Raw genomic sequence first — 13,736 nt, forward strand, 5'->3', positions numbered from 1 at the left:
GTCGCGGGCAAGCCCCCTCCCACAGATACAGGCACAGCTAACCTACTCCTCCAGATAACGCTGATAAAGCCCATTCAACCGCTCAATAACCCCTCTCTCCCCCGAACCAATAACCCGCCCATCAACCGTTTTCACCGGCGTGATCCCGGCCAGTGTGCCGGTCACAAAAGCTTCGTCCGCGCTATAAACCTGCGCGAGGGTGAATTCGCCTTCATGCACCGTGATACCGTTTTCCCGAGCAAGGCGTACCAGCGTCTGTCGGGTGATGCCGTTGAAGCAGCAATGGGCGGATGAGGTCCACAGCTCGCCCTTGCGCACGATGAAGAAGTTGGTGGAGTTACAACTGGCGACGAAGCCACGGCTGTCGAGCATCAGGGCTTCGTCGGCTCCGGCATGCAGCGCCTGCAGCAAGGCCTGGATAAGGTTCAGGCGGCTATGGGAGTTGAGGCGCAGGTCGAACACGTCCGGCGTGCTGCAACGATAAGTCGAGGTGAACAACGTAATGCCGCGGGCCTTGGCCTGTACATCGACGACTTTGTATTCCGCCACGCAGACCACGGTTGCCTTGCCGATGATGAAGCGCGGGTCTTGATTGGGGGTGCTTTTGCGTCCACGGGTAACCATCAGGCGCAAATGGGCACCGTCGGTCATGCCGTTGATGGCCAGGGTGTCCCAGAGCACTTTTTCGACTTCGGCACGGCTGAGGCCGATATCCAGATCGATACTCAAGGCTCCCTCGAACAGCCGATCCAGATGCGCCTGCAATGCAACCAGACGGCCCTTGACCAGCCGCAGTCCTTCCCACACGCCATCGCCGCAGACAAAACCGGCATCGAATATCGACACCTTTGCAGCATCGCGATGCACGAACTCGCCGTTGAGGTAAACCTTGACGTCGGCATTGCGCGGATCGGGCGCATAGGCCTGGCTGCTGGTGGTTGAAAGCATGGATATCTACGTTAGAAAGAGCGCTCGGCAAAACGGGCAAGAAATTCCTGGGTACGAGGCTGCTGCGGTGCCTTGAGCACCTGGTCGGGCGTGCCCTGTTCGTGAATCACGCCGTTTTCGAGAAACAGCACACGCTCGGCAAAGTGATAGGCGAAACCCAGTTCATGGGTTACCAGCAACAACGTTCGGCCCTCATCAGCCAACTGGTGAATCACACGCAGCACTTCGCCCACCAGTTCAGGATCCAGGGATGAAGTAGGCTCGTCGAACAGCAACACCTCGGGCTCCATGGCCAGCGCACGGGCAATCGCCACGCGCTGTTGCTGGCCGCCGGAAAGGCGTCCTGGATAGACATCGCGTTTCTCGGCCAGACCGACCTTTTCCAACTGGAAGATGGCCTGTTCACGGGCTTGCGCCGTCGAAACCTTCTTCACCGAGATCGGCCCTTCCATGACGTTTTCCAGTACCGTCATATGCGGGAACAGATTGAATTGCTGAAACACCATGCCGACCCGCTCACGCACCGCACGCAACTGCGCCTCGGCATAAACCCGCTCTGCGCCTCGCTCTTCACCCAGCAATACGCCATCCAGTTCGATCTCGCCGCTGGTAGGTATTTCCATGAAGTTCAGGCAGCGCAACAAGGTGCTTTTACCCGAACCACTGCCGCCAATGATCGCGATACGTTCGCCACGGCGTACCTCCAGGTCGATGCCCTTGAGCACCGGCTGGTCGAAGCTTTTGTGCAATTGACGGATGCGGAACAACGGTTGTTCGGTCATGAGGGTTCTCGACAATCAACGAAGCGCCAGACGGCGCTCGATATGCGCGGCCAGGAAGCTGAACGGCCAGATCAGGCAGAAATACAGCAAGGCGACGACCGTCAGGATTTCCAGCGGTCGATAGTAGCTGGAGCTGAGCAAGCGCCCCTGATACATCACCTCGGTGACAGCCAGGGTCGACGCCAGTGACGTGACCTTGACCAGTTCGATCATGCGATTGGTCAGTGCCGGCAGCATGCGCTGGCAGGCTTGCGGCAGAATCACACGCCGCAGAGCCCTCGCCCGGGTCATGCCCAATGCCTTGGCCCCCTCCCACTGCCCGCGCACCACCGACTGTAGACCGGCGCGAAATATCTCGGCGCAATAAGCGGCGGTATACAGACTCAAGGCCAGCGCCGCAGCAAAAAACGGCGAGAAACGCACACCCAACAGCACCGGAAATGCGTAGTAGATCCAGATCAACTGAATCAGCACCGGTGTGTTGCGAAACACTTCGATAAAGGCAATCGCCGGCAAGGTGATGCGCTTGAGTGGTGACAGACGCGCCACGCCCAGCAGCAGACCGACCGGCACGCCGATCACCGCTGCCATGAGGAATAACTGGAAGGTCACCTTGAGCCCGCGCATCAGCACCGGCAAATTGTCGATGACGATCTGGAAGTCCCACTGATAATCCATTTCAGGCGCTCCTGGCCAAGTGACGCTCAAGACGCTGGCTGGCCAGGCTGGCAACAAACAGCACGCTGAAATACATCACGGCGATCACGCTGTAGACCTCCAGAGGTCGAAAGGTTTGAGTATTGATCTGCATGGCCTGGTACAGCAGCTCGGCATAGGCCAGCGAAGACGCCAGCGCGGTGGTCTTGACCAGCTCGAAGCTGCGCTCCAGAAACGGCGCGAGCATGCGCCGCAAGGCCTGGGGAAGAATGATGCGACGCAGAATGCGGGCCTGAGTCATGCCCAGTGCCCTGGCACCTTCCCACTGCCCGCGCTCCATGGACGCAATGCCGCCGCGCAGCACTTCGGCGTAGAACGCACTGGATTGAATCGACAGTGCCAGAACCGCGGCCATGAACGGCGACAGGCTGACCGGCGCCAGCACCGGCAAGGCATAGAAGAACCAGAAGAAATGCACGATCGCAGGTGTATTGCGATAGAAACCGATAAAGGCCATCGCCGGGTAGCGCAGTAACCGGCTGGACGACATGCGCAGCACGGCCATGAACGCGCCTGCAAGGACACCAAAGAACAGCGATACCAGGGCGATATGCAAGGTGCCAAGCAGCCCGTCGACGAGCAAGCCGGTGTATGGCCATATCGCCGAAAAATTCCAGGTGTACACCGGTGCTCCTCTCCTGGGGATGCCCCTTCAGATCTGAATCGCAGCGCTCCCATGGATGAGAGGCCGCGCATGATAAGCGGCGGATAACCCTGACCAAAAGTAACCGTTATCTCTTTGCTTATGCCTTTTTGATCTTGAGGTGCTTCTGCCACAAAGACCTTTAACCGGTAGCCTTCGCTGTTTTGTGCGCCGAGATTTTCATGGCTGACGTATCGATGACTCGCACCCTTGCGCAGTTCGCTTTCGACCTGAAGCTGGACAGCGTTCCCGACACATTGCGCGAGCAGATCAAGCTGCATTTGATCGACGCTCTGGCATGCGGCCTGGCCTCGACCCGCAGCGAACTGGCGAAAGCCTTCGAGAAACACTGCGCCGAAGAATATGCGCCCGGTCCCTGCGCGCTGCTGGGCAGCTCGTTGCGTCTGGCCCCCGTGGGTGCGGCGCTCTATAACGGCATGGCAATCAATGCACTCGACCATGACGACGGCCTGGAAATCGATGGCCGCGGCATGGGGCATCCGGGTGCCAGTCTCGTGGCCGCTGTGCTAAGCGGCATCTGGCAGCGCAAGGTGTCGGGTCGTGAACTGCTGGAAGCATTGATTGCTGCCTATGAAATCAACACGCGGGTAATCGTCGCCCAGCAGCCGGGGATCGAGCGTTTTCGCCAGGTATACGGCGTCTGCCAGCATCAGGCGCTGGGCGCTGCGGTGGCCTACGGCAAGCTGATACAGCTTGACGCTGCCGGGCTGGAAAATGCCATGGGGCTGGCGGGAACCCTGACGCCGCTGCCAAGCCTGCGCAAGTACAACTGGGATAGCCGCCCGCTGGTGTCCTTCAAGGATTTCACCGCGCCGGCCGCAGAAGCGGGTGTGCGAGCCGTGCGCCTGCATCAGCAGGATTGGGTGGGAGCCAAAGCCGTGCTTGATGGTGATCAGGGGCTGTGGCGCATGCTCGGCTCGGACCGCTTTGATGCTCGATTACTGACAACAGAACTGGGCAGTGACTGGCTTGCTGCCAATGCCAGCCTCAAGCACTACCTCGCCTGTCGCTGGATACATACGGCGCTGGAGTCCTTCGAGCACTTGCAGCAGACGCAACCTTTCGAGGCGTCAGCCATCACCCGGATACATGTGCTTACCGGCACGACTCAGGCGCGTGATTTCATGGACAAGCGACCGGCAACCGAAGTCGATAGCCAGTTCAGCCTGCCCCATACCCTGGCCTGTCTGGCGCTGGGTATTGCCAGATATGACTGGCATACCCACGCGACGCGCAATGACCCGCACGTGCAAAGCCTCGCGGATCGAGTGGTTGCCGAAGTGGACCCTGTGCTGGACAAGCTGATGAGCGAAACACGTCGCCCTGCTGGCCAGGTACACGTGCATCTTGGCCAACAGATGCGGATCGGAAACCGGCTGGATTACCCGTTGGGCTGTCGGCAGCGCCCACTCGGCACAGCTCAAGTGCTGAGCAAGTTTCGCCAGTACGCTGCACTGAGCAGCCCCGCCGAGACAGTGGAATCTGTCCTGGCCGGGCTATTGGCGCTGGAGGATTGCGAGGATGTCGGGGCTTTGCTGCAAGGTCTTTTATAGACTTGATGGCGATCAGTTAAGGCATACATATCAATTGTGGGAGGGGCCTTGGCCGCGACGACCTGCTGACAGGCAACACATTTTCAGCGTCTTCAACATGCTGTCGCGGCCAAGGCCTCTCCCACGGATTGTGTTAACTGACTGGCATTACTTTTATAGGCTCAATTGCCGACCCAGTGCTCCTTGACCACCGGTGGCACTTTGCTTGGGTCAACGCCGCGCAAGCGCAGGGCGTCCTCGTAGTACTTCTGGGTCGCACCGCTTTCGTACAGCCTGGCGAATTCCTTGCCGACGAAATCGCGGAAGGTCTTGTCATCCTCGTAGCGCACCGCACCACTGGTGCTTACCGACACGATAGGCGTTGGCAAAATCAAGGTGCCCTTGCGCACCTTCGCCTGTTGCAGCGCCAGCGCCGGGTGGAAATACGAAAGACCATCGACACGCCCCGCATAGAACGCCGCGACACCTTCATCCATATTGGTGTAGCGCTCCAGATGGGCTTTCTTGAATTTCTTGCTGAGAATCAGATCCGGGCTGCTGCCCTGAGTCACGCCGATGCGCACATCGTCACGGTCCAGATCTTCCCAGGTGGTGGCCGTCAGACCATCGCGCAGCAGCACACCCTGCGCGTACCAGAAGAACGGCTGCTCGGGAAAGTCCACAGCCTTGCGACGTTCTTCAGTCGGGTCCAGTACCAGCATCAGGTCGATCTGCCCGGCCTGAAGCGCTGCAACGGAATTGCCCCAGGTGGTTTCTACGGTCACCAGCTTCACGCCCAGATCCTTGGCGATTTCCTTACCCACGTTGTAACCGATGCCATTCCATTGTTCGGTAGCCGGGTCCTTGAAAAACCAAGGCTCGCCCTGAGCAACGCCAATGCGCAGCTCGCCTGAATCGTGAATCTGCTTCCAGGTAGAACCTGACTCGGCAGCCTGGGCAAAGGAAACAATCGATAGCAGCGCAGCGGCAAGGACGTGCGCGTAGAAACCTGGAGACTTCATTGAGGGTGATCCTGTTGACGATGGCATTGACCCGTGTGGGCTTGCAGATCATGTCAACTAAGGAAGCTCGCTCAAAAGAATTAATAATCAGGTTTTAATTTCTTTTTTGCATAAAACACATCATTCCTTGGTCAATGCGCCCACCGCCGATGCAGCCCCCTCGCAGCCGCATCCAGCATGAACCCCAGCACACCGATCAACAGCACCATGGCCATCAACTCCGAGTACGCCAGTCGATCACGGGTATCGAGGATGAAGTAACCCAACCCGGCGCTGACACCAAGCATTTCGCAAGGCACCAGCACGATCCACAGGATGCCGATGGACAATCGGGTGCCGGTCAGCACGTGACCGAGGATGCCCGGAATGATGATCCTGCGCAGGGTTTCCCATCGCGTGGCGCTCAGGCTGCGGCTAAGTTGCAGCCAGCGTGGATCAAGCTGTCGTACGCCTGCCACGGTATTGAGCAGGATCGGCCAGACGGCGGCAAAGGTCAGCAGGAAGTAGATCGGCTGGTCGCCAACGCCCATCAGCATCACCACCACTGGCATCCACGAAAGCGGCGAAATCATGCGCAGTAACTGGAACGCCGGATTGGTTGCTGCCTCCAACGTCCGGGAGCCGCCAATCAGCAAGCCCAGCGGGACACCAATCAGCAGCGCCAGCAACAGCCCGACGAAAATCCGCTTGAGGCTCACCCCTATGTGTTCGTACAGCTCAGCCCGCCCGAGCAGTTCCCACAGGCTGGCAAAAGTCGACTCCGGCGAAAAGCGCTCTGACAGCCCGCCTGCTTCACCAAAGACGCTGATGCCCAGCCACCAGAGTGCAAGCAGGCATAACAGACCGGACAGGCCTAAAAGCGCATGCCCGGTGGTTGAACGTTTCACCTCGCTCAAAAGCCGAACTCCTCGGTACGCTCGAAGTTATTCGCCAGCCCGAAGGTTTTCAGGCCGCCACTGGCCTCGATGCTGTTGCGTACAAAACGGTCGTCCACCAGGTCCCGCGCCGCAAACTTTGGATCGAGATTGGCGAGAAAACCCTTGTCGCCCTCGATCAAAGTGTCCTTGAGACGACGCACCAGTTCTTCCGTATAGCTAGGGAACGGATAAGGCTGGAAGTCGATGCGATGTTCGTCCCACTGCGTATGCTGGATGGCACCGCTGGCCAGATAACCCTGTCGCTCGCTGGCCTGTGGCGCAAGCACCCGGTCCAGTACCGATTGCGCATGGGGCGTGTAGCGGTTGGTGCCGTCCTTGGAAAGCAGCTTGGCCGCTTCGGCACGGTTATCCCGGGTCCAGGCCTGGGCCTGAACGATGGCGTTGACCACTTTCTGCGACCACTCGGGCCGGTTGTTCAAATCATGCTCGTGCATGAACACCACGCAGCAGGCGTGATTGCGCCAAAGATCGCCGGTAAAGCGCTGGATGCGCCCGACCTTGAGGTCTTCGGCAAGGGCATTGAACGGTTCGGCGACGATGTATCCGGCAATCCGCTTGCTCGCCAGGGCTGGCGGCATATCGGAAGGTGGCAGCACAATCAGGTTCACTTCGTTGGCAGCCAGCGTGGCAGTGGCCGCCTTGCTCACCGGCACCAGACCGTTGTCACGCAGCAGGCTCTGCAACACCACGTTATGCACCGAGTACCAGAACGGAATGGCCACGGTCTGCCCGCCCAGTTGCCGGACATCGTTGATCTGCGGCGCAACGGTCAGGCCTGAGCCACCCACATGGTTCCAGGCAACCACCTTGGCCGGGACCTTGCTGCCATAACGTGCCCAGACGGTCATTGGCGATAACAGGTGAATGACGTTGACCTGACCGGAAATGAAGGCCTCGATCACCTGCGCCCAACTGCGCAGCAGCACGGGACGTTCGGCCTTGATGCCCTGGGCCTCGAACAGGCCATTGTTGTGAGCCACCAGCAACGGCGTGGCGTCGGTAATCGGCAAGTAACCGATGCGAACGGGCGCATCCGGCTCGGCAGCCGCCCTCGCCTCCAGGCTGTTGAGCAACGGCAAGGCACCGGCTGCGGTCAGCATGGCGCTGAGTTTCAGAAAGTCACGACGTGTGTGAGTGAAATCGTCCAGGCACATGGCCATTCTCCGGCAAATCCAGCGATTGAGGGTTACGTTGCTGATTGCGGCTCGCCCGCCGAAGGGTTTTGAGAATATCGATACGCAGAGCGCCCAGTTCATCCACCAGCTCGGCACGAGGCTGAGGCAGTTCGATGCGCCACTCGCCGAGAACCCGCGCCGGGGTGTTGCCCAGTAGCAGGATTCGGTCGGAAAGCAGCAGCGCTTCATCTATGTCATGGGTAATCAGCAACGCCGCGGTGCCATGCCGGGCGATGACCTTGAGCAACAGTTGTTGCATGTCGGCACGGGTGACTTCATCCAGCGCCCCGAAGGGCTCGTCCAGCAGCAACACTTGCGGCTGACGTGCCAGGCAGCGCGCCAGTGCAGTACGTTGCGCCATGCCACCGGAAAGCTGCGCCGGGTAATAACTGCGAGCATGCTCCAGGCCGACTTCACCAATGGCCTGATCGATGCGCCCCTGACGCTCGCTGTCTGTCAGTTGCGGCTGACGAACAAAGTCCAGGCCGAAGGCGACGTTCTTTTCCAGAGTCAGCCACGGCAACAGGCTCGGGTCCTGGAAAGCCACTGCCACTCGCGGATGAGGACCTTGCAGCGGCTCGCCAAGCAGGCTCACCGTGCCTTCGCGAGGTGCCTGCAAACCGGCCAGCACACGCAACAGGCTCGACTTGCCGACCCCGCTCGGACCAAGAATGGAAACGATCTCGCCCTTGGACAGTTGCAGATCGAAGTTCTCAAGCACGTTTTGCCAGCCATTGTCCCGCTCGTAGCCCAGAACGATGGCCGATGCCTGCAACAGAAGTCGACTCATGCGGCGTTTTCCTCGGCCTGCCGGCGCAGCTCGGCCCGCAATTGCACCAGGCTGGGCGTGACAATCGGCAAAAAGGCCGACTCACGCCAACGCCGCGCAAAAGCGCTGCCGTATTCACAAAGGAAAGCTTTGCCGCCACTGGCCTGAAGCTCCAGTTGCACCGCATTGGCGGCAGACTCGGCCAAGGCAATGCGCAAGCGAAACAGCGCGGCGGGTTGAGTCAGAAAACGTCCATCGAGCAAACCACGCTTGAGGTCATTCACGGCGCTTTCCAGCTGGAGACGGTATTCGTCCAGCTCGCCACGCAGCACAGAACGCGAGCCTTGCAGATGACTGTCGACTTCCTTGAAGGCCCGTCGGGCCAGACCAATCGACATCCCGCATTGCAAACCCAGAAACGCCGGCCGCACCGCTGGCAGAAATTGCCGCGCATCTTCATGCAGCAGCCAGTCGTTGCTCAACTGGACGTCCTTGAAATCCAGGGCCGCAGTGTTGGTCGATTGCAGCCCCATCAATTGCAGATCGTCCGTGCGGTGCAAACCGCTGACAGATTGCGGAATCGCCAGAATAAAGGGCTTGCTACCCTGCTCATGCTCAATGGCAGCAGCCACCACAAACCCGCTTTTGCGCAGGTTGGTGACCCAGTGCAGGCGGCCGTTCAGTTGCCAGTTGCCGTCCTGTTCATGAGCACTGACCTGCAGCGTCTCGATGCCCGACAGAAACTTCATGGCATTGGAAAGACCGGTAGCTCCCGCCAGACCACCACTGAGCAAATCCGGCAACAGACGCTGACGCAATCCCGCATTGGGACTGTGCAGCAGATACTCGATAAAAGCCCGCTGGCCCCAGAGCACAAATGCGGCGGCCAATGAGTGACCGGCGACTTCTGCAACGGCTTCAACGGCATCGCTCAGGTCACCTCCTCTGCCGCCTTGAGCCGCATCAATCCCAACACCCAGCACATCTCCGGCCACCAGTTGCGCCAGCACCTGTTCCGGGTCCAGGCTGCCAAGGTCAAGCGCATTGGCATGTGTGTCCAGCCATCGGCCTGATTCGGAGTCGAGCATGATGTTTCTCCCGTGCCACGTATTAATGTTCAGGACCTTGCCACTGGTACTGGGCCAGCTCAGGGTTGAGCGGTGTTCTGGCAAATACATTGGCAAAGTTGCACAAGGTCGCCAGGCTGACGCCCAGAATCACTTCCAGCGCGTGGCCCTGACTGTAACCGGCGGCCAGAAATACTTCGTAAGTGCTGTCGCTGACATTACCGCGAGTCGCAATGACGGCGCGGGTAAAGTCAGCCAGTATTTCGAGCTTTTCCTCAGGCAACTCGCCGCGCTCACGCAGGGCATCGACGACCTCCTTCGGCAATTTAGCCTTGTTGAGGGCCACCGCGGTATGACCTGCCACACAGAAACTGCATTCATGGGTAGTGGCGGCAATCAGTTGTACGACTTCCCTTTCGGCCAGACTTAGCTCAGCCTTGGCGTTGAGCCCCGAAACGGTGAGGTAGGTTTCCAGCGCCGCAGGTGCATTGGCCAGCACCCCCAGCAGATTGGGAATGTACCCGGAGGTCGCCTGGGCTTTTTCCAGAAAAGGCCTGGCCGCTTCGGGAGCGCTTTGCACGGAGTGAACAGTGACACGAGACATGGAGTGGACTCCTTGATACAAGATGGGTCCAAGTCTGTTGGTTATAAGAATTCCGATCCATATTCTAAAGTCGCAATTACTTGCTCCTGAGTGTTTCCCTTAGATGATTTCATCAAGTCCTGTTATCGATTGGTTATTAGAAAGCCTGGAACTGGATGCCAACCTGTTCCACGTGGGCCGCTACTGCGGCGGCTGGCATGCCAGCACCCATGGCATGGCACGGACCAGTTTCCATCTGGTGGTTCAGGGCAATTGCTGGCTGCATATCGAAGGGCATGAACAGCCGAAACGGCTCGATACCGGCGATGCGGTATTTCTGCTGCGCGACCTGGATTATCGGCTGTCGAATGAAGCACAGCCTGAAGATGCCCGCAGCCAGCCGCGCATCGAGATGCAGGCACTGAACAGCACTGCAACCGATGGCGTCGGGCTGGTCTGTGGTTTTTTCCACTTTCAATCGGGCCTGTCGTCACTGCTGATCGAAGCCCTGCCCGACTGGCTGATACTGCGCGCCGACGAACCGTCCTCCGATGCCGCTCGCAGCCTGTTCCAGTTGATCCTGCAGGAGTGCCAGCGGCTACCGGCACCCTCCTCGTCAATCCTCGAACGCCTCAGCCACCTGCTGTTTCTGTACGTACTGCGCCAGCACGTTGCCGACAACCCGGCACTGGGCGGCATGGTTGCCCTGGCCAGAAACCCGGCGTTTGCAGGCCTGCTGGCAAAAATGATCGAACACCCGGAACAACCCTGGGGCCTGGAAAGCATGGCCGCCTGCACCGGCCTGTCACGCTCGGCCTTTTTCAAACGCTTCAACGAACTGGCCGGCCAGTCACCGGGTCAGGTACTCCTCGCCCTGCGCATGCGCCATGCTTGTCAGTTCCTCAAGGCGAACAGGACGGTTGAACAAGTGGCGACTGCGGTGGGGTATCAATCGACTGCGGCGTTTACCCGAGCGTTCAATAAGGCGATTGGCGTGCAGCCGGGGGCTTATCGCAGGCAGCATGAGGGGGTTGAGGGGATAGTTCTTTGTTGGAAATCTGGCTTGGGATGAACAGAGTAGTTATTGTATGGCGCTGGTCTCAGGAAAGACGATGCACAGTATCGGAAAACTAGTGGAGAAGTAAGACATGCCGATAAAATTTCAATATCTGATTTCTAAAAACATGTATCTCCCCTCGTCGACCGGCTCCCTTTTTAGTTTTCTCAGGGCAGGAGTGAGCGTTACACTGAATAGTCTGAGCGAGGACAAGAAAACAAACGCGAGACAGTACGAACAAACCTTGCATCAGGAAATTGAACGTTTACGTACACTGAACGCTAATGGACGTATTGATCGGAGCAAATTATTTCAAGCCTTTTCCTGCATCACTCATCCAGAGTCAGTAACGGTGTGCATAGCCCGCAACAACTGAAAGAGCGTCTGGAGCAATGCATGGCTACTGCTTTGAGCGAAGTAGACGAACGTGTTCGTAACGACATGTCCCGGCTCAAGGCAAATATCAAATGCCTGCCAGTCAATGAAAATAACACTCATGACATTGCACTTGAATTAAAAGGTGAAAAGGCCTGGACAACCGATAAGGAATTAGTGGGTACGATATTTATCGATAGCGACGGATTCGTAAAACTAGAGCACCAGCCAGCAGAGGCCAAAAATGCTGTCTATTGTCGGCAGGACCTGGGTTCAAGAGAGTATGTGCGTTTCGAGAAGAACGGCAAAGTCTTCTTTGTCCGGCGTTACCTGGTAAGAGGCATCAACCAATCTGACTCGGAGAACCTGTCGAGCGCTGATAAGTCAAAGCAGGTTATGAAGGCAGTTCATAATCAAGACTTCACCAGCGACGAAAACAAACACTATCAGGGTCAACGTGGAATACAGAATGAACTCAAAACCCTGATCAGCCATACACGCGGCTGGCGCAAGCGATATATATCTGCTACCACCACCAACAAATCGGTATTTTCAACGAAGGGAAAGGAGTTCAGAAGTGTTTTCGGCTCCGTCATCATTGATCTTGCCTTCGTTCCTGCCAAAGACATCTACGACCTTCACTCGCCTGCCGCAGCCGGTGCGTTCGCAATCTGGCAGGGCGATATCGTAGACTTGCCTAAAGTAATCGACGCAGGCAAGGCACATACCAAGGCCAAAGGCAGCACCACTCTGGATGATGAGCGGCAGTTGGCTATGCTGGATGTTATTCGAACCCGTGAAATACTGATCAAGGGAGAAGTACCGGCAGCCGCCATCCTGAAAAACAATAAGGGACAGTTGATAGTCGGCGTGCCTGAAAAGGGTTATAAGCAAACGGTTTATAACGCTAAGGTGATAACCAAATGGGCTGACAAAGGTATCGACGTAGCGGCATTGGAAACTGAAACGCTGAGCTACAGCTGGCATAACTTTTACTACACGTTCTACCGTTTCACCTCCATTGCAAGCGCCGACAATGCGTATCAATTGGCCAATAAAGTCCTCTCTCCTGATCTTGCAGCCATAAAACTTGATGAGTTTGAACCCACCGACAAAGATAAATTACTCAATATCTACTCCAGAAACGCATGAAACGGCGATGGTGTGCGGCAAAGGTGCCGGTCTGCTGAAGTTTTGCCAGTACGCTGAGGGTCAGGCAGGTGCCGTTCGTTCCAGGCGCAGGCTTCGGGTTGCCTTGGTTTGTCGCTGACGCCATGTCCGAGCCTGTGCCAGGCCACCAGATGGAACCAGCACTTGCCATTGCTTACGCCATAGGTCCTTGTTGCCGCCGCTGCCGTGGCAGAAAAACACTACGCTCCTTTCAAGTATTGCGGTGTCCCTGGCGCAGCGCTGGTAATCGGGAGGTAGTCTGGTTCGCTTATTCTTTTTGATTCAGGAAACAGGTTTTTTATTATTTCTAACCATTACTCCCGCTTCTTATAGTGAGCCTCTTTATTGATGCCACTACAGGAATCCCTGATGTTGCCACGCTTGTTACTACCTGGCCTGTTGATGTTGCTGGTCGGTTGCACTGCCTCCCCCACACTTCCCGTTCATACGACCAACCCGAGCACTTCCACCTTGCAGGGCGACAGTGGCCGTCCACCGCAAGCGACCTGGCTGCGCACGGAGTTGTATTTTTCGTTGGGGTTGCTGGACAGCGAGAAGGATCAGGCCAATGTGACCCGCTGGCGGGAGTTTCTCGACAAGGAGGTCACGCCACGTTTCCCTGATGGTTTCACTGCCCTCGATGCCTATGGCCAGTGGCGCGACAAGGGGGCTACGCAGCCAGAGCGGCTGAACACCAGGTTAATCGTGATCCTGCATGAAAATACGGCGAAGAACCGCGAAAACATCGAGGCTATCCGCCTGGCCTGGAAGCGCATCACAGGCGACCTTTCGGTGTTGCGCCTGTCGCAACCGGCAGAAATTTCCTTTTAAGCGATCGCCTCGTATCAACGTACATATCACTTGTGGGAGAGGCCTTGGCCGCGACGACATTCATACACTCAACTCTGATATGGCCGTCGCGGCCAAGGCCCCTCCC

At 57.7% G+C, this 13,736-nt stretch carries 14 protein-coding genes; 4 read left to right on the plus strand and 10 right to left on the minus strand.

Annotation, left to right across the window (positions count from 1 at the left end; all coding sequences use genetic code 11):
• Positions 1–42: 42 nt before the first annotated feature.
• From ACODS3_RS07410 to ACODS3_RS07425, 4 genes are read right to left on the minus strand one after another with little or no spacing between them, the layout of a single operon-like run.
• On the minus strand, positions 43–948 hold the full coding sequence (locus ACODS3_RS07410; RefSeq protein WP_201017047.1) for an aminotransferase class IV: 906 nt from the start codon (positions 946–948) through the stop codon (positions 43–45).
• Between the two features lie 11 nt (positions 949–959).
• Entirely contained in the window at positions 960–1,730 is a 771-nt protein-coding gene (locus tag ACODS3_RS07415; RefSeq protein ID WP_236250121.1) for an amino acid ABC transporter ATP-binding protein, read from the minus strand.
• Between the two features lie 15 nt (positions 1,731–1,745).
• Entirely contained in the window at positions 1,746–2,408 is a 663-nt protein-coding gene (locus ACODS3_RS07420; RefSeq protein WP_201017046.1) for an amino acid ABC transporter permease, read from the minus strand.
• 1 nt (position 2,409) lies between these two features.
• Entirely contained in the window at positions 2,410–3,072 is a 663-nt protein-coding gene (locus ACODS3_RS07425; RefSeq protein WP_201017045.1) for an amino acid ABC transporter permease, read from the minus strand.
• 200 nt (positions 3,073–3,272) lie between these two features.
• On the opposite strand from ACODS3_RS07425, the gene ACODS3_RS07430 reads away from it, so the two are divergent.
• Positions 3,273–4,664, plus strand: coding sequence for an MmgE/PrpD family protein (locus ACODS3_RS07430; RefSeq protein ID WP_489033911.1), 1,392 nt, complete (start codon positions 3,273–3,275; stop codon positions 4,662–4,664).
• 161 nt (positions 4,665–4,825) lie between these two features.
• On the opposite strand, the gene ACODS3_RS07435 is transcribed toward ACODS3_RS07430, so the two are convergent.
• From ACODS3_RS07435 to ACODS3_RS07460, 6 genes are all read right to left on the minus strand, one after another.
• The gene (locus ACODS3_RS07435) at positions 4,826–5,665 is read right to left on the minus strand and encodes a transporter substrate-binding domain-containing protein (RefSeq protein WP_304574590.1); all 840 of its coding nucleotides are present in this window, start codon (positions 5,663–5,665) and stop codon (positions 4,826–4,828) included.
• A gap of 131 nt (positions 5,666–5,796) precedes the next feature.
• Positions 5,797–6,552: an ABC transporter permease gene (locus tag ACODS3_RS07440; protein ID WP_201017206.1), complete on the minus strand. Its 756-nt coding sequence runs from the start codon at positions 6,550–6,552 to the stop codon at positions 5,797–5,799.
• Between the two features lie 5 nt (positions 6,553–6,557).
• Positions 6,558–7,757: an ABC transporter substrate-binding protein gene (locus ACODS3_RS07445; RefSeq protein WP_489033912.1), complete on the minus strand. Its 1,200-nt coding sequence runs from the start codon at positions 7,755–7,757 to the stop codon at positions 6,558–6,560.
• A complete protein-coding gene (locus tag ACODS3_RS07450; protein ID WP_489033913.1) occupies positions 7,723–8,568 on the minus strand; it encodes an ABC transporter ATP-binding protein in 846 nt (281 codons plus the stop codon). The genes ACODS3_RS07445 and ACODS3_RS07450 overlap by 35 nt, the downstream gene beginning before the upstream one ends.
• The gene (locus ACODS3_RS07455; RefSeq protein ID WP_489033914.1) at positions 8,565–9,635 is read right to left on the minus strand and encodes an acyl-CoA dehydrogenase family protein; all 1,071 of its coding nucleotides are present in this window, start codon (positions 9,633–9,635) and stop codon (positions 8,565–8,567) included. Before ACODS3_RS07455 ends, ACODS3_RS07450 begins: the two co-directional genes overlap by 4 nt.
• A 22-nt stretch (positions 9,636–9,657) precedes the next feature.
• Complete coding sequence (locus ACODS3_RS07460) at positions 9,658–10,218, minus strand: carboxymuconolactone decarboxylase family protein (RefSeq protein WP_489033915.1); 561 nt, start codon at positions 10,216–10,218, stop codon at positions 9,658–9,660.
• Between the two features lie 103 nt (positions 10,219–10,321).
• On the opposite strand from ACODS3_RS07460, the gene ACODS3_RS07465 reads away from it, so the two are divergent.
• From ACODS3_RS07465 to ACODS3_RS07475, 3 genes are all read left to right on the plus strand, one after another.
• Entirely contained in the window at positions 10,322–11,269 is a 948-nt protein-coding gene (locus ACODS3_RS07465; RefSeq protein ID WP_489033916.1) for a cupin domain-containing protein, read from the plus strand.
• Positions 11,270–11,650: 381 nt separating this feature from the next.
• Complete coding sequence (locus ACODS3_RS07470) at positions 11,651–12,781, plus strand: hypothetical protein (protein WP_489033917.1); 1,131 nt, start codon at positions 11,651–11,653, stop codon at positions 12,779–12,781.
• A 387-nt stretch (positions 12,782–13,168) separates the two neighbouring features.
• On the plus strand, positions 13,169–13,630 hold the full coding sequence (locus ACODS3_RS07475) for a DUF3574 domain-containing protein (protein ID WP_201017037.1): 462 nt from the start codon (positions 13,169–13,171) through the stop codon (positions 13,628–13,630).
• Positions 13,631–13,736 lie beyond the last annotated feature (106 nt).

Source organism: Pseudomonas sp. FG43 (genome assembly GCF_057809175.1).